At 70.0% G+C, this 22,737-nt stretch carries 18 protein-coding genes and 1 riboswitch; of the genes, 13 read left to right on the top strand and 5 right to left on the bottom strand.

Annotated features, from left to right (window positions below):
• Positions 1–1,699: methionine--tRNA ligase (gene metG, locus E6P78_RS30520; protein WP_136206873.1), on the bottom strand; the 1,699-nt coding region annotated here is incomplete at its 3' end.
• Between the two features lie 262 nt (positions 1,700–1,961).
• On the opposite strand from metG, the gene E6P78_RS30525 reads away from it, so the two are divergent.
• The 5 genes from E6P78_RS30525 to E6P78_RS30545 are packed head-to-tail and all read left to right on the top strand — an operon-like array spanning position 1,962 to position 8,629.
• Complete coding sequence (locus E6P78_RS30525; protein WP_206307966.1) at positions 1,962–2,375, top strand: SseB family protein; 414 nt, start codon at positions 1,962–1,964, stop codon at positions 2,373–2,375.
• Positions 2,372–3,028 carry a hypothetical protein gene (locus tag E6P78_RS30530; protein WP_136206874.1) on the top strand — a complete coding sequence of 219 codons (657 nt, stop codon included), beginning with the start codon at positions 2,372–2,374 and terminating at the stop codon, positions 3,026–3,028. Before E6P78_RS30525 ends, E6P78_RS30530 begins: the two co-directional genes overlap by 4 nt.
• 2 nt (positions 3,029–3,030) lie before the next feature.
• Positions 3,031–7,749, top strand: coding sequence for a putative T7SS-secreted protein (locus tag E6P78_RS30535; protein ID WP_240799434.1), 4,719 nt, complete (start codon positions 3,031–3,033; stop codon positions 7,747–7,749).
• The gene (locus tag E6P78_RS33730; RefSeq protein ID WP_240799435.1) at positions 7,746–8,309 is read left to right on the top strand and encodes a hypothetical protein; all 564 of its coding nucleotides are present in this window, start codon (positions 7,746–7,748) and stop codon (positions 8,307–8,309) included. Before E6P78_RS30535 ends, E6P78_RS33730 begins: the two co-directional genes overlap by 4 nt.
• A gap of 14 nt (positions 8,310–8,323) precedes the next feature.
• On the top strand, positions 8,324–8,629 hold the full coding sequence (locus E6P78_RS30545) for a hypothetical protein (RefSeq protein ID WP_136206875.1): 306 nt from the start codon (positions 8,324–8,326) through the stop codon (positions 8,627–8,629).
• Positions 8,630–8,705: 76 nt separating this feature from the next.
• Here the strand turns inward: E6P78_RS30545 and E6P78_RS30550 are convergent, their stop codons facing one another.
• From E6P78_RS30550 to gcvT, 4 genes are all read right to left on the bottom strand, one after another.
• Entirely contained in the window at positions 8,706–10,088 is a 1,383-nt protein-coding gene (locus E6P78_RS30550) for an L-serine ammonia-lyase (protein WP_136206876.1), read from the bottom strand.
• 155 nt (positions 10,089–10,243) lie between these two features.
• Entirely contained in the window at positions 10,244–11,503 is a 1,260-nt protein-coding gene (gene glyA / locus E6P78_RS30555; RefSeq protein ID WP_136206877.1) for a serine hydroxymethyltransferase, read from the bottom strand.
• Between the two features lie 19 nt (positions 11,504–11,522).
• Positions 11,523–11,900 carry a glycine cleavage system protein GcvH gene (gcvH, locus tag E6P78_RS30560; protein WP_136206878.1) on the bottom strand — a complete coding sequence of 126 codons (378 nt, stop codon included), beginning with the start codon at positions 11,898–11,900 and terminating at the stop codon, positions 11,523–11,525.
• Between the two features lie 102 nt (positions 11,901–12,002).
• Entirely contained in the window at positions 12,003–13,169 is a 1,167-nt protein-coding gene (gcvT, locus tag E6P78_RS30565; RefSeq protein ID WP_136206879.1) for a glycine cleavage system aminomethyltransferase GcvT, read from the bottom strand.
• A 140-nt stretch (positions 13,170–13,309) separates the two neighbouring features.
• A riboswitch (glycine riboswitch) is annotated at positions 13,310–13,403 on the bottom strand.
• Between the two features lie 183 nt (positions 13,404–13,586).
• Here gcvT and E6P78_RS30570 point away from each other — a divergent pair.
• The 8 genes from E6P78_RS30570 (at position 13,587) to E6P78_RS30605 (ending at position 22,733) form a co-directional block, all read left to right on the top strand.
• Positions 13,587–14,273: an AAA family ATPase gene (locus tag E6P78_RS30570; RefSeq protein ID WP_136206880.1), complete on the top strand. Its 687-nt coding sequence runs from the start codon at positions 13,587–13,589 to the stop codon at positions 14,271–14,273.
• A gap of 116 nt (positions 14,274–14,389) precedes the next feature.
• On the top strand, positions 14,390–15,184 hold the full coding sequence (locus E6P78_RS30575; RefSeq protein WP_136206881.1) for an enhanced serine sensitivity protein SseB: 795 nt from the start codon (positions 14,390–14,392) through the stop codon (positions 15,182–15,184).
• Between the two features lie 168 nt (positions 15,185–15,352).
• Positions 15,353–16,123, top strand: coding sequence for an enhanced serine sensitivity protein SseB C-terminal domain-containing protein (locus E6P78_RS30580; protein ID WP_136206882.1), 771 nt, complete (start codon positions 15,353–15,355; stop codon positions 16,121–16,123).
• Positions 16,124–16,477: 354 nt separating this feature from the next.
• Positions 16,478–17,476: an ABC transporter permease gene (locus E6P78_RS30585; RefSeq protein ID WP_136206883.1), complete on the top strand. Its 999-nt coding sequence runs from the start codon at positions 16,478–16,480 to the stop codon at positions 17,474–17,476.
• 58 nt (positions 17,477–17,534) lie between these two features.
• Positions 17,535–19,322 carry an ABC transporter substrate-binding protein gene (locus E6P78_RS30590; RefSeq protein ID WP_136206896.1) on the top strand — a complete coding sequence of 596 codons (1,788 nt, stop codon included), beginning with the start codon at positions 17,535–17,537 and terminating at the stop codon, positions 19,320–19,322.
• 116 nt (positions 19,323–19,438) lie between these two features.
• Complete coding sequence (locus tag E6P78_RS30595) at positions 19,439–20,437, top strand: ABC transporter permease (RefSeq protein ID WP_136206884.1); 999 nt, start codon at positions 19,439–19,441, stop codon at positions 20,435–20,437.
• Positions 20,434–21,534: an ABC transporter ATP-binding protein gene (locus E6P78_RS30600; RefSeq protein WP_136206885.1), complete on the top strand. Its 1,101-nt coding sequence runs from the start codon at positions 20,434–20,436 to the stop codon at positions 21,532–21,534. The genes E6P78_RS30595 and E6P78_RS30600 overlap by 4 nt, the downstream gene beginning before the upstream one ends.
• A gap of 47 nt (positions 21,535–21,581) precedes the next feature.
• Positions 21,582–22,733, top strand: coding sequence for a dipeptide ABC transporter ATP-binding protein (locus E6P78_RS30605; RefSeq protein WP_168712743.1), 1,152 nt, complete (start codon positions 21,582–21,584; stop codon positions 22,731–22,733).
• The last annotated feature ends 4 nt before the right edge of the window (positions 22,734–22,737 follow it).

Here is a 22,737-nt window from a genome sequence, read left to right on the forward strand (position 1 = left end):
CGCCGAAACGCGAACGCCAGGCCTCCAGGTCCTCGTCGGTGATCTTGGCGAAGAGCACCGGCGGAACCGAGAACGCCGTGCCGGCCGGCACGGACGCCAGGGCGCGGGCCTCGCCGGCGCCGACCCACGTCGCCGTGTCGTCCGCCAGGGCGAACGCCTCGCGCATGGCCCGCGCGGACGACGGGATGAACGGCTCGGAGACGACCGCGTACAGGTGGATCAGGTTCATCGCGGTGCGCAGGGTGAGGGCGGCGCCCTCCTGGTCGGTCTTGATCTCCAGCCAGGGGGCCTTCTCCTCCAGGTAGGAGTTGCCCGCGCTCCACAGCGCCCGCAGGGCCTGGGCGGCCTTGCGGAACCGGAGCGCCTCCATGTGGCCCTCGTACTCGGCGAGCAGGCGCGCGATCTCCTCGCCCAGCTTCTGCTCGGCCTCCCCGGCCTCCTTGCCCGCCGGCACCGCGTCACCGAACCGCTTGCGCGAGAAGGACAGCACCCGGTTCACGAAGTTGCCGAGGGTGTCGGCGAGGTCCTTGTTCACCGAGGTGGCGAACAGCTCCCAGGTGAAGGACGTGTCGTCCGACTCCGGCGCCTGCGCCATCAGGAAGTAGCGCCAGTAGTCGGCCGGCAGCAGCTCCAGTGCGGTGTCGGAGAAGATGCCCCGCTGCTGCGACGTCGAGAACTTCCCGCCGTAGTAGTTGAGCCAGTTGAACGCCTTCACGTGGTCGACGCGCTTGACCGGCTCGCGGGTGCCGATCTCCATGGCCGGGAACATCACCGTGTGGAACGGGACGTTGTCCTTGGCCATGAACTGGGTGTACCGGACGTCGGACGCCTCGTACCACCAGGACTTCCAGTCCCGGGTCTCCGGCTCCAGGTCCGCCCACTCCTTCGTCGCCCCGAGGTACTCGATGGGGGCGTCGAACCAGACGTAGAAGACCTTGCCCTCCGCCGCCAGCTCCGGCCAGGTGTCGGCGGGGACCGGCACGCCCCACTCCAGGTCGCGGGTGATCGACCGGTCGTGCAGACCCTCGGTGAGCCACTTGCGGGCGATCGAGGAGGCCAGGTGCGGCCACTCGTCGCTGGTCGCGTCGATCCACGCCTCGACCTCGCCCTCCAGCTTCGACTGGAGGAGGAAGAGGTGCTTGGTCTCGCGGACCTCCAGCTCGCTGCTGCCGCTGATCGCGGAGCGCGGCTCGATCAGATCGGTCGGGTCCAGCACCCGGGTGCAGTTCTCGCACTGGTCGCCGCGCGCCTTGTCGTACCCGCAGTGCGGGCACGTACCGACGATGTAGCGGTCCGGCAGGAAGCGGTCGTCGGCGATCGAGAAGACCTGCCGGATCGCCCGCTCCTCGATGAACCCGTTCTCCTGGAGCTTGCGGGCGAAGTGCTGCGTGATCTCCCGGTTCTGCTCGGAGGAGCTGCGGCCGAAGTAGTCGAACGCGAGCCCGAAGCCGTCGTAGACCGCCTTCTGCGCCTCGTGCTGCTCGGCACAGAACTCCGACACCGGCAGCCCGGCCGCCTTCGCGGCCAGCTCCGCCGGGGTGCCGTGCTCGTCGGTCGCGCAGATGTACAGGGCTTCCTCGCCCCGCTGGCGCAGATACCGCGTGTACACGTCCGCCGGGAGCATCGACCCGACCAGGTTCCCCAGGTGCTTGATCCCGTTGATGTAGGGAAGCGCGCTGGTGATCAGGTGTCGAGTCATCGTCGGATGCTCCCAATTTCTACTGCGATGAGCCGTCTGCGGCCCGGCAATGGAGTCGAGGTCGGATTCCTGCCGGCGTGCACCGGTCGGACGCGGAGCGCGCCGGTGCCTCTGTCGCAGGCCGCCTGCATCCTATCGAATGGGGGGAGGCGGCCCTTACCGGATTTCCGCGGCGGCGGCCAGGGCCCGGCGAGAACCGCGGCCGTCCCGCCGAGCGTCCTGATCTACGGTGTCGTGAGTTGCCGCCGAAGGGGGAGAGACCGTGGAGCGATCAGGGGCAGCGCTTGCCGAGCGCATAGCCGAGCGGAGGAGCGGGGTCGGCGATCCGCGGGCGCTGGTCGGTGAGATGCGGCGTTCGGTGCTTCTGGTGCCGATGTCCGGGGAGCGCTTGTGGTCGGCGCGGCTGGGTGGGGTGCGGTGGGTCTACGGGTTCACGGACGAGGTGGCACTGGCCCGGTTCGCCCGGCATCGCGCCCCCGGGGACCGGCCCATGGAGTACGCGGCGCTGCTGGGCGCGCGGATCGTGGACGAGGTGGTGCCGGCCTTGGGCGAGCCCGCCGGTCTGGCCGTGGACGTCGCGACGGAGGACGGGTCGATGTTCTTCCCGCCGGTCGTCGGCATCGTTCCGGAGTCGGCCGCCGTCGACGCGGGTGAGGCCCAGGGGGTGTGGGCGTGAGCGGGGACGGGGCGGACCTGCACCTCGACAAGACGTCCGTCGCCAAGTTCACGAAGGGTCTGAACACGACCATCGACGAGCTCGGTGATCTGGGCGGGGCCACCGGTTCGGTGCTGGGCAAGGGCTTCTCGGAGCTGTCGATGACCGGGATGGAGACCGGTCACCACGGCCTCTCGGTCGACTTCGAGGACTTCTGCGAGCGCTGGGAGTGGGGGGTGCGGGCTCTGGTGCGGGATGCCAGTGGGCTCGCGAGCCGGCTGGGCCTGGCTGCGGGTACGCAGTGGGAGCACGACCAGTACCTGGCGGGCACGCTCAAGGTGGGTGCCAACGCCGTGTTCGGCGGGAACCCGCACGCGAGTGAGGAGGAGATAGCCCAGCAGAGCTGGGGTGACATCTTCACGCCGGACTACCTGGACCCGGACTGGAGCGCGGAATCGTTCGAGAAGGCCGGCCAGGACATGGGGCAGACCTGGAAGGACACCGGCCGCACGGTCCTGACCGAGGGCTACGGCGGCCGGCAGTCCGATCTGTTCAACAACGCGCTCGGTGTATCGGACGACGAGTTCGACCAGGCGCTGGACGAGACGTTCGGCCCGTCGCCGGAGGAACGCGCCCAGCAGGCGCGGCAGCAGGGTGAGTCCGGGGGGAACTGACGGTGGGTATAGGCGACTTCATCAGGGACATCACGCCCGATTCGGTCGAGGATGTGATCGAGGACGGCGTCGAGTGGGCCGGCGACCGGGTCGAGGACGTAGGGAACTGGACCGCCGACCGGCTGGACGATGTCGGGTGGGAGTCCGGTGCGGACTGGGTGCGTGAGCAGTCCCGTTCGGTCGCCAACCGGATGGGCGCGGAAGTCAATGAGATGGACCTCGGGCAGACCGAGGACAAGACCAAGCTGATCTACGGCAGCCCCAGCAAGATCAACGCCACGGTCACCAAGCTCCGCGCGTTCCAGTCGGCCTTCGACGGGACCGGTGACGGGCTCAAGGGCCTCAACTCCGGTGAGCTCAAGGGCGAGACGGCCAACGCCCTGCGTACCGCGGTGAGCACCCAGCCACCGAAGTGGTACGCCGCGGCTGACGCCACCGCGAAGGCGCTCGGGGCTCTCGACGCGTTCGCGGACACCGTCACCTGGGCGCAGGAGCAGGCGCAGACGGCGATCGACAAGTGGAAGGAGGGCGTCAAGGCGTCCGAGGACGCCGCTGATGCGCACCGCAAGAAGGTGGACGACTACAACAGCGCGGTCGACCGCTACAACGCCCAGCCCGCCGACAAGCGCGACCCGTCCTCGCTGCCGCCGAGGCCCGCGTCGACGTTCACCGACCCGGGCAAGAAGCTGATGGAGGATGCGCAGGAGCTTCTTGCCGCCGCCCGCGAGCAGCGGAACACGGCGGCGCAGACCGCGCGCTCCGCGGTCCAGGCCGCCCGCGACATGGCGCCGGAGAAACCGTCGTACGCGGAGCAGGCGCGGGACGGGTTCGAGGAAGCGCAGGTCATGGGCATGCACTTGGACGGCGGGATCATCAAGGCGTCGGCCGGCATCCTCAACTTCGTCCGCAGTGTGAACCCGATGGACCCGTACAACCTCACGCACCCGGCCGAGTACGCCACCTCGCTCAACAGCCTGGCCGCCGGGCTGGTGGTCGCCGCCAACGACCCGGTCGGCACCGGCGGCCAGATGGTCAAGGACTTCATGAAGGACCCGGCCGAGGGCGTGGGCCGGCTGCTCCCCGACCTCGCGCTGACCGTCGCCACGGGAGGCGGCGGCGCCGCGGTGAAGGGCGCGCGCCTGGCCGAGGAGGCGTCCGACATCGCACGGCTGCGCCGGCTGGTGGACGACGCCCCGGAGGGCACCCACCGCCGTCCGGACGGTGAGCGTGTCACCGACGGCACCGACCCGGTCGACCTGGCCACGGGCCGGATGTTCCTGCCGCAGACCGATGTCGTACTCCCCGGCATCCTGCCGCTGCTGTTCACCCGCCGCACCGAGTCCGGCTGCACGGCCGGCCGCTTCCTGGGACCGGCCTGGACGTCCACCGTCGACGAGCGGCTGCTGATCGACGCCATCGGCGTCCTCCACGTCACGGCCGAGGGCCTCCTGATCCGCTACCCGCACCCGGCCCCCGGCGCGCCCGTCCGGCCCGAGTCGGGGCGGGCCCGCACACTGCTGGCCCGCGACGCGAACGGCGACTACACGGTCACCGACCCCGACAGCGGCCTGGTCCTCGACTTCGACGCCCCGCCCGGCGCCGAACCGGGGGGCGACGGCGTGGCCTGGCTGACGGACCTCACCGACCGCAACGGCCACCGGATCACCGTTGACCGCGACGAGGACGGCCTGCCGCTGGCCCTGGCCCACTCCGCCGGCCACCAGCTGAACCTGTCCGTCGCCGATGGCCGGGTCACTGCCCTGTCCCTGACGGGCGCGGGCGAGGACGGCGCGGACCTGCTCCTGATGAGCTACGGCTACACGGACGGCGACCTCACCACGGTCACCAAGCCGTCCGGCTCTACGACCACGTTCGTCTACGACGACCACCGCCGCGTCATCGCCTGGATCGACTCCAACAACAGCCGCTACGACTACGTCTACGACGACCAGGACCGCGTCGTCGCGGAGGGCGGCGAGGCCGGCCACGTACAGATCACCCTCGCCTACACCGACCCGGACCCCGCCACGGGCCACCGCACCACTACGCTCACCACCGCGGACGGGCACACCACCCGCCACCTGTTCGGCCCCGGCTGCCTCCCGCTCGCGGTCACCGACCCGCTCGGCCACACCACCCGGTTCACCCACGACCCGCACGGCAACCTGCACTCCCGCACCGACCCGCTGGGCCTGCGCACCGCCTTCTCCTACGACGAGAACGACCGGCTCATCTCCACGACCGCCCCCGACGGCGGCGAACTGCGCACCGTGCGCGGCCCGTCCGGCCTGCCCGTGGAGATCATCGGCCCGGACGGCAACCGCGTGCTCCAGGAGTTCGACGAACGCGGCAACCGCACCGCGGTCACCGACCCCGCCGGGGCCACCACCCGCTACACCTACGACACCGCCGGCCGCCTCACCTCGCTCACCGACGCCCTCGGCGCCACCACCCACGTGGAGTGCGACGCCGCCGGCCTGACCGTGGAGGTGACCGGCCCGACCGGCGCCACCACCCGCACACAGCGCGACGCCCTCGGCCGCCCCGTCCGCATCACCGACCCGGCAGGCGGCGTCACCCGCCTGGAGTGGCACCCCGACGGCCAACTCGCCCGGCGCACCGCCCCCGACGGGGCCACCGAGTCATGGACGTACGACGGCGAGGGCAACGCGCTCACGCACACCGACGCGTCGGGCGGCGTCACCCGCTTCGAGTACACCCACTTCGACCTCCTCGCCGCCCGCACCGGACCGGACGGCGCCCGCTACGAGTTCGCGCACGACCACGAACTGCGCCTCACCCGCGTCACCAACCCGCAGGGCCTGACCTGGGCCTACGAGCACGACGCGGCAGGCCGCGTCGTCTCCGAGACCGACTTCGACGGCCGCACCCTCACCTACGAACTGGACGCGGCAGGCCGGCCCACCGCCCGCACCGACGCCCTCGGCGGGACCATCGCGTACGAACGCGACCCGCTCGGCCAGGTGATCCGCAAGGACGTCGACGGCCACGTGACGACCTACGCCTACGACCGGGCCGGACGCCTCCTCGAAGCCGTAGGCCCGGAGAGCGAGATCCGCTACCAGTACGACCGCATGGGCAGGACCAAGACCGAACTGGTGGACGGCCGCCCCGTCTCCTACTCGTACGACGCCCTGGGCCGCCGCACCAGGCGCGTCACGCCCACCGGCCACGTCACCTCCTACACGTACGGCCCCGACGGCCGTACCCACAGCCTCACCAGCGGTGGCCACCGCATCGACTTCACGCACGACGACGCCGGGCGCGAACTCACCCGCGCCTACGACGACGCGCTCACCATGACCTCCGCCTGGGACGAGGCCGGACGCCTCACCGCCCAGCACATCGACGCCGGAACCCGCCCCGTCAACAGCCGCGCCTACACCTACCGCACCGACGGCCACCTCATATCCGTCGCCGACCAGAAGTCCGGCACCCGCACCTTCGACCTCGACCCGGCGGGCCGCGTCACCGCCGTCCACGCCCAGGGCTGGACCGAGCGCTACGCCTACGACGACGCCGGCAACCAGACCTCCGCCACCTGGCCCTCCAACCACCCCGGCACCGAGGCCACCGGCTCCCGCGCCTACACCGGCACCACCCTCACCCGCGCCGGCGACACCCGCTTCGAACACGACGCCCTGGGCCGGGTCACCCTGCGCCGCAAGACCCGCCTCTCCCGCAAGCCCGACACCTGGCACTACACCTGGGACACGGAGAACCGCCTCACCTCCGTCACCACCCCCGACGGCACCCAATGGCGCTACCGCTACGACCCGCTCGGCCGCCGCACCGCCAAGCAACGCCTGACCGCCGAAGGGCATGTGGCCGAGGAGACCCGGTTCACCTGGGACGGGGTCGCCCTCTGCGAACAGACCACCCACCAGCCCGACACCCCGAACGCGGTCGCCCTCACCTGGGACCACCGCGGCCTGGCCCCGCTGTCCCAGACCGAACGCCTCCTCACGGCCGACGACCGCCAGACGGAGATCGACCGCCGCTTCTTCGCCATCGCCACCGACCTCGTCGGCACACCCACCGAACTCATCGACGAGACCGGCCACACCGCCTGGCGCGCCCGCGCCACCCTCTGGGGCACCACCGCCTGGTCCCGCACCAGCACCACGTACACCCCGCTCCGCTTCCCCGGCCAGTACTACGACCCCGAATCCGGCCTCCACTACAACGTCTTCCGCCACTACGACCCCGAAACCGGCCGCTACGCCTCCCCGGACCCGCTGGGGCTGGGGCCGGCGCCCAACCCCGTCACGTACGTGGACAACCCGCACCGTTGGACGGACCGCCTGGGGCTGGCCCCGGACTACATCCCGATCTACCGGACCCCCAAGGGAGCCCACGCGCAGTACGAACTCGACAACGGTCCGAACCCGGCCAACCACCAACCGGGCGTGGACATCGGCGGCGGATACATCTCGAACGGGAAGGTCTACTTCGGTGAAGAGGCCGTCGCAGCCGAGTACGCCGGGCCCACAGGCATCAACTTCGCCAAGGGCATGGTGAAGTACGAGATGCATCCGTCGTTCCTGGAGGAGTTCGGCGAGCATGCGAAGATCATCGACAGAAACGGCCCCGGCGGAGCGCCGCGCCTGGAGTTCGAAATTCCTGTGGAGAAGCTGGACCGACTCAACGAGCTCACACAGAACCGCAGCTGGATCTCGATCTTCGGAGGACCCGAATGACGTTTCACGATGATCAGGAACTCGATGTCACGGTGACCGGGGTCGCTCCGGTGGGCTCACGCGTCGAAGCCGACGGCGGGACCGGGTTCATCGACCAGGTGAAGCACCCCTCCTGGTGGGACGAGGACGCCGCACCGCCCCGGCTCGGGGACCGGCTGCACGTCGTCGTGCTCGACGCGAGCCGGGAACCGCCGCGCTTCAGCGCGCTGCAACGTGACATCGACAGGGCGCGCGGTTCCCGGCGCGTCGTTGACGACTGCGCCGGGGAGCTCCAGATCTATTGCGTGGAGGACCGGGGCGCCGGGACCGCCGTGTGCGTGGCCCGCTGTGTCGGTGGCGTGGTGCGCGCCGGGGCGGACTTCGGGGTTCGTCCCCCCGACGGCGCGGCCGGGGGAGCCCCGGTGGTGCTGAGACTCGACCGGATCGAGCGCGACGGGCAGACGGCGGAGTCTCTCCATCCGCCCTACGGCGCCACCGTCCGGCTCTCGGGCGACGGCGTGGACCTTCTGAAGAAAGGCGTCATCCTCACCGCCGCCGACGAACAGCCCTCAGGAGAGTGAGGCGCGGGCAAGCCATGGAAGACGCATGGGACGAGGCAGAGCTCCGGCATCTGGTCGGCAGCAAGACTCATGGGGTGGTCCGTATTCGACGCCCGTTCGGAGTGTTCCTCGAGCTGGACGGCTCTCCCGAAGTGATCGAATTCCTGGACATTGCCTCGTACAACTCCAATCCACCGGTGCTCGACCTGCCTGAGGTCGGAGCAAGAGTCTCTGTCGAAGTAGCCTTCCACGACGAACAAAAGAGGCAAATCAGAGTTCGAGTAGGCGAACCGTTCCGGAGTGATTCGAGACCGGATAGGGAGAAGCCTCTTCCACCTTGATCAGGTGGCGAGTTCGAGCGCGACGACGGCTCGGACGACAGCCGTGATCTGGGTGGTGCTGCCAGGACCCATCTGCCTAGCACTCGATGATGTTCACCGCGAGCCCGCCCCGCGCCGTCTCCTTGTACTTGACGCTCATGTCCGCCCCGGTCTCCTTCATGGTCTTGATGACCTTGTCGAGGGAGACCTTGTGGCTGCCGTCGCCGCGCAGGGCCATCTTCGCCGCGGTGACCGCCTTCACCGCTGCCATGCCGTTGCGCTCGATGCACGGGATCTGGACGAGGCCGCCGACCGGGTCGCAGGTCAGGCCCAGGTTGTGTTCCATGCCGATCTCGGCGGCGTTCTCGACCTGCTCGGGGCTGCCGCCCAGGACCTCGGCGAGGGCGCCGGCGGCCATGGAGCAGGCGGAGCCGACCTCGCCCTGGCAGCCGACCTCGGCGCCGGAGATGGAGGCGTTCTCCTTGAACAGCATGCCGATGGCGCCGGCGGCCAGCAGGAAGCGGACGACGCTGTCGTCCTTCTCGGCCTCGGTGGCGCCGCCCGCCGCGAAGTTCATGTAGTAGTGCAGGACCGCCGGGATGATGCCGGCCGCGCCGTTCGTCGGGGCGGTGACGACGCGGCCGCCCGCGGCGTTCTCCTCGTTGACGGCCATCGCGTAGAGGGTGATCCACTCCATGGCGTGGGCCTGGGGGTCGCCCTCCGCGCGCAGCTGGCGGGCGGTCTTCGCGGCGCGGCGGTGGACCTTGAGGCCGCCGGGGAGGATGCCCTCGCGGGACATGCCGCGCGAGACGCACGCCTGCATGGCGCGCCAGATGTCCAGGAGGCCGGAGCGGATCTCGTCCTCGGTGCGCCAGGCGCGCTCGTTCTCCAGCATGAGCGAGGAGATCGACAGGCCGGTCTCGCGGGCCATGCGCAAGAGTTCGTCGCCGGTGCGGAAGGGGTACTTCAAGACCGTGTCGTCGAGCACGATCCGGTCCTCGCCCACGGCGTCCTCGTCCACGACGAAGCCGCCGCCGACCGAGTAGTACGTCTTCTCCAGGAGCGGGGCGCCCTCGGCGTCGTACGCGAAGACGGTCATGCCGTTGGCGTGGTACGGGAGTGCCTTGCGGCGGTGCAGGACCAGCTGCTCGTCCGCGTCGAAGTCGATCTCGTGCATGCCGAGGAGGTTGAGCCGCCCGGTGGTGCGGATCGCCTCGACCCGGTCGTCGGCCGTCTCGACGTCGACCGTGCGGGGGGACTCGCCCTCCAGGCCGAGCAGGACCGCCTTGGGGGTGCCGTGGCCGTGGCCGGTGGCGCCGAGGGAACCGTACAGCTCGGCACGTATCGAGGCGGTGTGGGCGAGCAGGCCCTCGTTCTTCAGCCGCCGCGCGAACATACGGGCCGCGCGCATGGGGCCGACCGTATGGGAGCTGGACGGGCCGATGCCGATCGAGAACAGGTCGAAGACCGAGATGGCCACGGGTGACTCCTAAAGGGTTGGTAGACGTCGTTGTCTGCCGGGTGGTGCGGTACGGGCGGGGTGGGCCCGGAGAGCGGGGGACAAGGGATGGGGCACCGCGCTCACTGACCAGTGTGCGGGGTGCCCCTCCCGGAAACGCAAACGCGCCGGTCCGGCTACTTCAGGCCGGGGTACAGCGGGAACTTCTCGGCGAGCGCGGCGACCCGGGCCTTCAGGTCGTCCGCGTCGTAGGACGGCTTGAGGGCGGAGGCGATGATCTCGGCGACCTCGGTGAAGTCCTCCGCCTGGAAACCGCGGGTGGCCAGGGCCGGGGTGCCGATCCGCAGGCCCGAGGTGACCATCGGCGGCCGCGGGTCGTTGGGGATGGCGTTCCGGTTGACCGTGATGCCCAGCTCGTGGAGCCGGTCCTCGGCCTGCTGGCCGTCCAGCTCGGAGTTGCGCAGGTCCACCAGGACCAGGTGCACGTCCGTACCGCCGGACAGGACGGAGACGCCGACCTCGGTGACGTCCGGCTGCACCAGGCGCTCGGCCAGGATGCGGGCGCCGTCCAGGGTGCGCTGCTGGCGCTCCTTGAACTCCTCGCCCGCCGCGACCTTGAACGAGACCGCCTTGGCGGCGATCACGTGCTCCAGCGGGCCGCCCTGCTGACCCGGGAAGACCGCCGAGTTGATCTTCTTGGCGAGCTCCTGGGTGGAGAGGATCACACCGCCGCGCGGACCGCCGAGGGTCTTGTGCGTGGTGGTGGTGACGACGTGGGCGTGCGGCACCGGGTTGGGGTGCAGGCCCGCGGCGACCAGACCGGCGAAGTGCGCCATGTCGACCATCAGGTACGCGCCGACCTCGTCCGCGATGCGGCGGAAGGCGGCGAAGTCCAGCTGGCGCGGGTACGCGGACCAGCCGGCGACGATCAGCTGCGGCTTGGACTCCTTGGCCAGGCGCTCGACCTCGGCCATGTCCACGACGCCGGCGTCGTCGACGTGGTACGGGACCACGTTGTAGAGCTTGCCGGAGAAGTTGATCTTCATGCCGTGGGTCAGGTGACCGCCGTGCGCGAGGTTCAGGCCCATGATCGTGTCGCCCGGCTTCAGCAGCGCGAACATCGCGGCGGCGTTGGCCTGCGCACCGGAGTGCGGCTGGACGTTCGCGGCCTCGGCGCCGAAGAGCGCCTTGATGCGGTCGATCGCGATCTGCTCGACCACGTCGACGTGCTCGCAGCCGCCGTAGTAACGGCGGCCGGGGTAGCCCTCGGCGTACTTGTTGGTCAGGACGGAGCCCTGCGCCTCCATGACGGCGACGGGAGCGAAGTTCTCCGAGGCGATCATTTCGAGCGTGGACTGCTGGCGCAGGAGCTCGGCGTCGACGGCGGCGGCGACGTCCGGGTCCAGCTCGTGGAGGGAGGAGTTGAGAAGCGACATCAGGTGGTCCCTTGGGGTCTCAGTTGCCGGTGAACTCGGTGTACTCGTCGGCGGAGAGCAGGTCCTTCGGCTCCTCCGCGACACGTACCTTGAACAGCCAGCCGCCTTCGAACGGAGCGGAGTTCACCAGCGACGGGTCGTCCACGACGTCCTGGTTGGAGGCCGTGACCTCACCGGTCACCGGCGAGTACAGGTCGCTGACCGACTTGGTCGACTCCAGCTCGCCGCAGGTCTCGCCCGCGGTCACCGTGTCACCGACCTCGGGGAGCTGGGCGAAGACGACGTCACCGAGCGCGTTGGCCGCGTGCTCCGTGATGCCGATCGTGGCCACGCCGTCCTCGACGGCCGACAGCCACTCGTGCTCCTTGCTGTACCGCAGCTGCTGGGGGTTGCTCATGACCTGAATTCTCCTGTACGCGGGGGAGTGCTGATGAACGGTGGTCTTACGGTGTGAGACGGGACTGCGTCACGTACGCGGGGCCCGCCGGGTTCTGCGGTTCTACTTCTGCCGCTTGTAGAACGGGAGTGCCACGACCTCGTACGGCTCGTGGCTGCCCCGGATGTCCACGGCGACGCCCGCGGTTCCCGGCTCGGCGTGCGCCGCGTCGACGTACGCCATGGCGATCGGCTTGCCCAGCGTGGGGGAGGGGGCGCCGGAGGTGACCTCGCCGACGACCTGGCCGTCCGCGACGACCGAGAACCCGGCGCGCGGCACCCGGCGGCCCTCGGCGACCAGGCCGACGAGCTTGCGGGGCGGGGCGGTCTCGGCGCGCTCGGCGGCGGCCTCCAGGGCCTTGCGGCCGACGAAGTCGCCCTCCTTCTCGAACTTCACGACCCGGCCGAGCCCGGCGTCGAACGGGGTCAGCGAGGTGGTCAGCTCGTGCCCGTACAGCGGCATGCCCGCCTCCAGCCGCAGCGTGTCGCGGCAGGAGAGGCCGCACGGGATCAGGCCGCGCGAGGCGCCGGCCTCGGTGAGCGCCCGCCACAGCTGCTCGGCGTGCTCGGGGGCGACGAACAGCTCGAAGCCGTCCTCGCCGGTGTAGCCGGTCCGGGCGATCAGCGCGGGCACCCCGGCGACCGTGCCGGGCAGCCCGGCGTAGTACTTCAGGCCGTCCAGGTCCGCGTCGGTCACGGACGCGAGGATCGCGGGGGACTCGGGGCCCTGGACGGCGAGGAGCGCGTACGCGTCGCGGTCGTCGCGCACCTCGGCGTCGAAGCCGGTGGCGCGCTCGGTGATCGTGTCGAGGACGAGCTGGGCGTTGCCGGCGTTGGCGACGACCATGTACTCCTCCTCCTGGAGGCGGTACACGATCAGGTCGTCCAGGATGCCGCCGTCCTCGGCGCAGATCATCGTGTAGCGGGCGCGGCCCACCGAGACGGTGCCGATGTTGCCGACCAACGCGTAGTTGAGGAGCGCCACGGCCCCCGGGCCCGTGACGGTGATCTCGCCCATGTGGGAGAGGTCGAAGAGGCCGGCCTTCGTGCGTACGGCGTTGTGCTCGTCGCGCTCACTGGCGTAGCGCAGCGGCATGTCCCAGCCCGCGAAGTCGGTCATCGTGGCGCCCAGCGAGCGGTGCAACGCCTGAAGGGGACTCTGGTGCGCCGCGCCGTCAGGCGGGGTGGCGGCGGGCGACGGTTGGGCGGTGGGGCGGGGGGTGGTGCTCATGGACGGGGCTCCCAGGGCATGACGACGAGGACGATCCTCCCCATCTGTCATCGGAACCTGAGAGGTTCGCCGAGAGACCCCACGGGGGTTCGGCTTGCACCTTGGGTGGAGCCGCCGGGCGGCTCGCTTTTCAGATCTGCCTCATCCACGCGGTACGGGGCCTGAGAGATTCAAGGGAGGATCTTGCTCCTTCGGCGCCCGGCATGGTGACCGGGACTCTCCCGCGCGGATTCAAGTGGCCTGTATGCAGTTGGCGGGGTCATCATCGCACGCGTCCGGGGCGAGTGGGGCGCCGGGACCGGTGCCGGTCCCCGCCGGATTCCGGCGGGGCGCACGGTTGTGCCGCATTACCTTTTCTTTACACTTCGGGGGTAGGCACCGACCGTGCACGCGTCGGCCGTTCGGCAGGGGGAGGCGATGACGTTGCGGTACGCGACGACCGCGGGGCTCACAGGCGACGCGCTGCCCGTGCAGCCGCGCTCGCGGGCCCGCCGACGACGGGCGCGGATGGACGCGCCCGTCGTCCGGGACCTGCGTGGCCGGGCCGGGCGCGGGCCGCGCACCCTGCGCTTCACGGCCGGGGACATCGTGGTGGTCTCCGGGCTGCCCGGCAGCGGCAAGTCCACCCTCATCGCCCGCGCCGCCCCGGCGTACGCAGTCGACTCCCAGCACACCCGGGACCGCTGGGCCGCCCGGCTGCCCCGATTAGTGCCCTACCTCCTCTACCGCCCGCTCGTCCGCGTCGCCCACTACTGGGGCCTGCGGCGGGTGCTGCGCTCGGGCGCCTCCGTCGTGGTGCACGACTGCGGCACCCAGGCCTGGGTGCGCGCCCGGCTCGCCCGCCATGCCCGGCGCCGCGGCCGCGGCCTGCACCTGATCCTGCTCGACGTCAGCCCGCGGGCCGCCCGCGAGGGGCAGCGCGCGCGGGGCCGCGGCGTCTCCGGATACGCCTTCGCCCGGCACCGCAGGGCCGTGGGGCGGCTGCTGCGGGACACCGGGACCGGTCTGCTGCCGCACGGCTGCGCCTCGGCCGTGCTGCTGGACCGCGAAGCGGCCGGGCTCCTCGCGCGGATCACGTTTGCTGACGCACGGAGCGACGGCTGAGCGCGGCCCGTCCCAAAGGCCGGACAGTAGCCACACAACGGGGGGTACGGGGCGGCGCGAGGCGCGACAGGCCCTAATCTCTTGCTGCACGGGCATCGGGGCGAGAGAGGGAAACAGTGGACATTCCGGCACAGGCCGGGAGCCAGCCGCAGAGCGGATGGCCGGCCAATGAACTCGAAGAGGTGCTGGGCGCCTCGCTCGGCGTCCCGGAGGCGGGCGGCCGCCTCGTGGAGGTGCTCGGGCGCAGCAGCCTCTGGGTGCCGCTGCCCAACGGCGGCGGGCCCGACGCCCCCGACCTCGACCTGCCCACGCTGGAGATCGAGGGCGCCGCGTACGTCCCCGTGTTCAGCTCCGAGCAGCAGTTCCTCGCCTGCGTCGGCGCGCACATGGCGTTCACGGTGGCCCCCGCCCGCGACTTCGCCCGCGGCCTGCCCCCGCAGCTCGGCATCGCGGTGAACCCGGGCGGCGCCGTCGGCATGCCGCTGCCCCCGCCCGCCGTCGCCGAGCTCTGCAGGGCCGGACGGACTCCGCTCGACGGCCCGGCCGGCGGCGGCAGGGTCCGGCTCTTCGAGCCGGACTGGAAGGAGGAGCCCGTCGACTTCCTGGCCGCCGCGGCCGGCGAGTTCGAGGAGAGCGGCGTCGTGCTCAGCGCCCGCCGGGCCCTCGCCAGCATCGAGGGCGGCGACCCCGTCCTCTTCGTCGGCGTCGAGTTCTCCACCTGGGAGGGCGCCGGGCAGAGCGCCCCCATGGACGCCCTGGGCCGGGCGCTGGGCCGCGTCCAGGTGCCCTGGCCGGTCAACCTCGTGCTGCTCGACGCGGCGCAGGACCCGGTCGTCGACTGGATGCGCGAGCGGGTGCGGCCCTTCTACACGCGCGCGGGGGCGCAGGGGCCCGGCGCTTTCGCGGGATGACGGGGCCGGCCCGTGACGTCAAGCCGGTGACAGCACGGCCGCATAAGCTGGTTTGATGGCCGAAGCCCGATGTCCGTGGCCGAAGGCCGGCGGCTCGGCACTTCGTCGTACCCGAGTGCCCCGGGGCGGCAGGCCGAAACAGAGGATCTACGAGGGGCGGGACCCAGGGTGAGCGCGTCAGGCACCGCGGCGGCCGGTCAGGTCGAGCACATGCTGCGCCAGGTCACGCCCGGGCGCTACGACGCGTACGAGGCGCTGCTGCGGGCCCTGGCGGCCGGCCAGGTCTGGATGCTCCTCTGGCAGGGCCGCCCCGGCGCCCCCGACGCCCAGTACGGCAACATGGAGGTCGACGGCCTCGGCTACGCCCCCTGTGTCACCTCCGCCCAGGAGCTGTCCGCCAGTGGCTGGAACCGGGACCACGAGGTCGTCGGCGGCCTCGGCATCGCCCGCGCCCTCTACCCCGACCGCTGGGGCATCTGGCTCAACCCGCACGGACCGGGCGGCGGCGTCGGCATCCCCTGGCTGGACCTGCGCCGCATCGCCACCGGCCTCGACCGGATGCCCGCGGGTCCGCTGCGGATCAGCGAGCCGGCCATCGAGGTCCCGCAGTTCTACGCCCAGCTCGCGCAGAACGCCCACCACACGCCCGCGATCCGCTCGCTGCGCCGCGCCTGGGTGCAGCCCGCGCTCGGCGTCCCGTACCTCGCCATCGGCCTCGACCTGTACGACACGAGCGGGCCGTCCGTCGACGCGGTGCGCGCGATGATGCGGCAGTCGGTCGGCGCCGTGCCGGACGGGCTGCCCGTCTCCACGGTCGCCATGTCCGACGAGTACGACCCCGTCACGATGTGGCTGCGCGCCAACGCCCGGCCCTTCTACGACCGCGAGTCGCACGCCGCCCCGGGTTACGGATACCCGCAGGCCCCTCTTCCGTACTGAGAGCGCGCAGGCTCCCGCCCATCCGGGTGAGTGGGGGGAAAAGTGCGCCAAGCGGCGTACACACCCGCTCTGGTGACAGGTGGACACAAAGGGGGCCTTAGTGGCCCTTCATGACCTCTCCCGTCCCAACTTCCTTCCGTCCGGCGGCCGTTCACGCGCGTCCGGATAACGGATCAGACCGTCATCATCACGGTTAGGCATCCATTCACCGCCAGGTCTGGCAACGTCTCGATGTGTCCATGAAGACTCCCGCAACAGGGACGCACCGATCCCTGAACACCGTTGGACAGAGCCATGCCGCCACAGCGGTAAGTACGTACCGGCCACCGCCGGTTGAGAGGGGTTCCTGCCACGATGACGGCACCATTGCACGAGCCGGCCGCGGGTGTGGCCCTGGCCGACGGCTTCGAGGCCGGACCCCCTGAGAAGGTGGTGCAGGGCCGGTCCCCGGGCCGTATCGCCTGGGAGCGCCTGAAGCGGGACAAGCTGGCCCTCGGCGGCGGTGTCGTGGTGCTGGTGCTGATCGTCATCGCACTGCTGGCGCCGGTGATCGCGGACCTCGTCGGGCAGTCGCCCAATGAACACCACGAAGAGCTGATCGACCCGCTCTTCTCCACACCCACGAGATCCTTCGGCGGCATCAGCTCCGAACACCTCCTCGGCGTCGAGCCCGTCAGCGGCCGCGACATCTTCGCCCGCGTCATCTACGGCGCCCGGGTCTCGCTCCTGGTCGGCTGCCTCTCCGCTGTCGTCGCGATCGTTCTCGGCACCGTGCTCGGCGTACTCGCGGGCTTCTTCGGCGGCTGGCTGGACGCGCTGATCAGCCGGGTGATGGACATGCTGTTGTCCTTCCCGCAGCTGCTGTTCATCATCGCGCTGGTCTCCGTCATGCCGAACGAGATGCTCGGTCTGACCGGAACCGGAGTCCGCCTGTTCGTGATGATTCTGGTCATCGGCTTCTTCGGCTGGCCCTACGTCGGCCGGGTGGTGCGCGGACAGACGCTGTCGCTGCGCGAGCGGGAGTACGTGGACGCCGCGCGCAGCCTCGGGGCCGGGCGGATCTACATCCTGTTCAAGGAACTCATGCCCAACCTGGTCGCGCCCATCATCGTGTACGCCACGATGATGATCCCCACCAACATCCTCACCGAGGCGGCCCTGAGCTTCCTGGGCGTCGGTGTGAAGCCGCCGTCCGCCTCCTGGGGCCAGATGCTGTCGTCCGCCCTGAGCTACTACGAGGCCGACCCGATGTACATGATCATCCCGGGTGTGGCCATCTTCATCACCGTGCTCTCCTTCAACCTCTTCGGCGACGGCGTACGCGATGCGCTCGACCCGAAGGGCACTCGCTGACTGCCGTACCGCAGAGCCCGTGCACCGCACGGGCCGCTTCTACACACGGAGGACCCGAATCGTGACTACCCGACGGAATGCACGGCGCAAGCAGGCTGTGGCCGCTGCTGCCGTGGTCGCTGCGCTGCTTTCCACGGCGGCGTGCGGTGGCGGAGACGACAAGGACGGCAAGGACGGCAAGGGCGCGGCGGCCGGCTTCGACGCGGCCAACAACAAGGTTGCCAACGCCTCGGCGAAGAAGGGCGGCACGCTGAAGTTCGCCGGTGTCCAGGACGCCGACTCCTGGGACACCACGCGTGGTTACTACGGCTTCGTGTGGGACTTCATGCGCTACTACAGCCGTCAGCTCGTGACCGGCAAGACCGAGCCGGGATCGGGCGGTACGGTCCTCACGCCCGACCTCGCCGCCGAGCCGGCCAAGATCAGCGACGACGGCAAGACGTACACGTACACCCTGCGCGACGGGGTCACGTGGGAGGACGGCAAGGCGATCACGTCCCAGGACGTCAAGTACGGCATCGAGCGCCAGTGGGCGCAGGACGTGCTGTCCGGTGGCCCCGTCTACCTGCGTGACATCCTCGACCCCAAGGGCGAGTACAAGGGGCCGTACAAGGACACGTCGAAGGACAAGCTGGGCCTGAAGGCCATCGAGACGCCGGACGCGAAGACCATCGTCTTCAAGCTGCCGGAGGCGAACTCGGACTTCGAGAACATCCTGGCGCTGGCCTCGTCCTCGCCGGTCCGCCAGGACAAGGACACCAAGTCGAAGTACGGCCTCAAGCCGTTCTCGTCCGGCCCGTACAAGTTCGAGTCGTACTCGCCGAACAAGTCCCTCGTGCTGGTCCGCAACGAGAACTGGAAGCAGGACTCCGACCCGGTCCGCAAGGCACTGCCGGACAAGATCACGGTGGACCTGTTCTCCAACGCGGACGACATGGACAACAAGCTGCTCGCGGGCGCCTACGACCTCGACCTCAACCAGACGGGCCTCTCCCCGCAGGGCCGCACCAAGGCGCTCAAGGAGCACAAGGGGAACGTGGACAACCCGGTCTCCGGGTACATCCGTTACGCGGTCTTCCCGCAGAACGTGGCGCCGTTCGACAACATCGAGTGCCGCAAGGCCGTGATCTACGGAGCCGACCACAAGTCGCTCCAGACCGCGCGCGGCGGCCCGCTCGCCGGCGGCGACATCGGCACCAACATGCTGCCCCCGGCGGTGCCCGGCTCCGAGGGCCAGAAGTACGACCCGTTCGGCCTCGCCACCAACGACGGTGCGGCCGACACCACCAAGGCCAAGGCCGCGCTGAAGGCATGTGGCAAGCCCGACGGCTTCTCCACCACCATCGCCGTGCGTAACAACAAGCCGGTCGAGGTGGCCACGGCCGAGTCGATGCAGGCCTCGCTCGCCAAGATCGGCATCAAGGTCGACATCGACCAGTACGACGGTTCGCAGACCTCGGGCATCATCGGCAACCCGACCGTGGTCAAGAAGAAGAACTACGGAATCATCATCATGGGCTGGGGCCCGGACTTCCCCTCGGTCCAGGGCTATGGCGCGCCGCTGTGGGACAGCAGCTACATCCTCGACAGCGGCAACAACAACTTCGCCATGATCAAGGACAAGGCGATCGACGCCAACTTCGACAAGTTCTCCACCGAGCTGGACCCGGAGAAGAAGAAGGCGATCGCCACGGAGATCAACCACCAGGTGATGGAGGGCGCGTACTACCTGCCCTTCGTCTTCGAGAAGATGGTCAACTGGCGCTCGTCGCGGCTGACGAACGTCTACACCACGGACGCGTACAGCGGCATGTACGACTTCACCAGCCTGGGCGTTGTGAAGTAACCACCCCACCGGCACACCCGCCGTACGGCACGAAAGGCAGGTGAAGGCCGGAGCGCGCGGTCGCGGGCCATCGGACGACCTCCGGTGGCCCGCGACCCCCCGCCGGGCCGAGAGCAGTGCTCACATACCTCATAAGGCGGCTCATGGCCGTCGCAGTCATGCTTGTGGTCATCGTCGTGGTGGTCTTCTGCATCTTCTTCCTCGTCCCCAAGTGGAGCGGCGTCGACCCCGCCACGATGTACGTGGGCAAGACCTCGGACGCGGCGGCAGTCGAAGGCATCCGGCAGAAGCTCCAGCTGGGCGAACCGATCTACGTCCAGGTCCTGGAGTTCTTCAAGGGCCTCTTCGTCGGGCGCACCTACTCCGGGGGCGGCGACGTCACGCACTGCGCCGCGCCCTGCTTCGGCTACTCCTTCCGCAGTGAGCAGGCCATCTGGCCGGTGCTCACCGACCGCCTTCCGGTCACCATGGTCCTCGCGCTCGGCGCGGCCGTGCTGTGGCTGCTGTTCGGTACCGCGGCCGGTGTGCTCTCCGCGCTCAAGCGGGGCACGCTGTGGGACCGTTCGGCGATGGTGGTCGCCCTCTCGGGCGTCTCGCTGCCGATCTTCTTCACCGCCATGGTCTCCCTCGCGGTCTTCGACTACGGCCTCGGCTGGATCGACTCCGGGTTCGTCCCCTTCGGCGAGGACCCGGGGGCCTGGTTCCAGGGCATGTTGCTTCCCTGGGTGACACTCGCCTTCCTGTACGCGGCGATGTACGCCCGGATCACCCGGGCCACCATGCTCGAAGTCATGGGCGAGGACTACATCCGCACCGCCCGGTCCAAGGGCCTCAGCGAACCGGTGGTCATCGGCAAGCACGCCATGCGCTCGACCATGACCCCCATCCTGACCATGCTCGGCATGGACCTCGGTGCCCTGATCGGCGGCGCGATCCTGACCGAGACCACGTTCAGCCTTCCCGGCCTCGGCCAGGCGGTGCTCAAGGCGATCAACGAACGAGATCTCCCGGTCATCCTCGGCGTCACCCTGATCACCTCGCTCGCGGTGATCTTGGCGAACCTCGTCGTGGACGTCCTGTACGCCGTGATCGACCCCCGAGTGAGGCTGTCATGACCGAGCTGAGCAAGAGCGGAACCGCCGTGGGCGAGCCGTCCGCCTCCGCCTCGCCCACCCCCGACGCCTTCCTTGACGTACGCGGCCTGAAGGTGCACTTCCCGACCGACGACGGCCTGGTCAAGTCCGTCGACGGGCTCGATTTCACGTTGGAGAAGGGCAGGACCCTCGGCATCGTGGGGGAGTCGGGCTCCGGCAAGTCCGTGACCTCACTCGGCATCATGGGCCTGCACACCGCCGGCCAGTACGGCAAGCGGAAGGCCCGGCTCTCCGGTGAGATCTGGCTGAACGGCAAGGAACTGCTGTCGGCCGACCCCGAAGAGGTGCGCAAGCTGCGCGGCCGCGACATGGCCATGATCTTCCAGGACCCGCTGTCCGCGCTGCATCCGTACTACCCGATCGGCAAGCAGATCGTGGAGGCGTACCGCGTCCACCACGACGTGGACAAGAAGACGGCCCGCAGACGCGCGGTCGAGATGCTCGACCGGGTCGGCATCCCGCAGCCCGACAAGCGCGTCGACAGCTACCCGCACGAGTTCTCCGGCGGCATGCGTCAGCGCGCGATGATCGCCATGGCGCTGGTCAACAACCCCGAGCTGCTGATCGCGGACGAGCCGACGACCGCGCTGGACGTGACGGTCCAGGCGCAGATCCTCGACCTGATCCGGGACCTCCAGAAGGAGTTCGGCTCCGCGGTCATCATCATCACCCACGACCTGGGCGTCGTGGCCGAGCTCGCCGACGACATCCTGGTGATGTACGGCGGCCGCTGCATCGAGCGCGGCCCGGCCGAGAGGGTGTTCTACGAGCCCCGGCACCCCTACACCTGGGGCCTGCTCGGGTCCATGCCGCGTCTGGACCGGGACCAGACCGACCGGCTCATCCCGGTCAAGGGCTCCCCGCCCTCGCTCATCAACATCCCGTCGGGGTGCGCCTTCAACCCGCGCTGCCCGTACGCGGATCTGCCCAAGGACGATGTCACCCGCACCGTACGGCCCGACTTGCAGGAGGTCGGCAGCCGGCACTGGGCCGCCTGTCACCTGTCGCAGGAGCAGCGGGAGCGTATCTGGACCGAAGAGATTGCGCCCAAGCTGTGAGCGAGGACCGGAGCGAGGACAAAGCCGTGACGAGCCTGGACAAGAGCGTGGACGTTCCGGAGCAGCGGGCCGCCGGGAAGACGGCCTCTGCGGAGGTGCTGCTGAAGGTGACCGGCCTGAAGAAGCACTTCCCGATCAAGAAGGGGCTGCTCCAGCGCACCGTTGGAGCCGTGAGGGCCGTCGACGGGATCGACTTCGAGGTGCACGCGGGCGAGACCCTGGGCGTCGTCGGCGAGTCCGGCTGCGGAAAGTCGACGATGGGCCGGCTGATCACCCGGCTGCTCGAACCGTCCGCGGGGACCGTCGAGTTCGAGGGGAGGGACATCACGCACCTCGGCGTCGGCGGCATGCGCCCCATGCGCCGGGACATGCAGATGATCTTCCAGGACCCGTACTCCTCGCTGAACCCCCGGCACACGATCGGCACGATCGTCAGCGCCCCCTTCAAGCTCCAGGGCGTCACGCCCGAGGGCGGTATCAAGAAGGAGGTGCAGCGGCTCCTGGAGGTCGTGGGTCTCAGCCCCGAGCACTACAACCGCTACCCGCACGAGTTCTCCGGCGGCCAGCGCCAGCGCATCGGGATCGCCCGCGCGCTCGCGCTCAGCCCCCGGCTGGTCGTGGCGGACGAACCGGTGTCGGCACTGGACGTCTCGATCCAGGCGCAGGTGGTGAACCTGCTCGACGACCTCCAGACCGAGCTGGGTCTGACGTACGTGATCATCGCCCATGACCTCTCGGTCGTCCGGCACGTCTCGGACCGGATCGCGGTGATGTACCTCGGTAAGATCGTGGAGCTGGCCGACCGCGAGTCGCTGTACAAGGCGCCTATGCATCCGTATACCAAGGCGCTGCTCTCGGCGGTCCCGATCCCGGACCCGAAGCGCCGTTCGGCCAAGAGCCGGCGCATCCTGCTCAAGGGCGACGTGCCCTCGCCGATCTCGCCGCCCTCCGGCTGCCGGTTCCACACCCGGTGCTGGAAGGCGACGGACATCTGCAAGACGCAGGAGCCGCCGCTCGTCGCGCTGAAGACCGGCCACCAGGTCGCCTGCCACCACCCGGAGAACGCGCCGGACCAGGCCCCCGGACAGCAGGTCCTCGCCCAGGCGCGGGAGGCGGTCGAGCTGGTGACGGTGGCCAAGGCCGAGCCGGAGCAGCCCCCGGATGCCCCCGAAACCGCCCAGGACGGCCCGAAGGAGTAGTACG

Source organism: Streptomyces sp. A0958 (assembly GCF_004795035.1).
GTDB lineage: Bacteria > Actinomycetota > Actinomycetes > Streptomycetales > Streptomycetaceae > Streptomyces.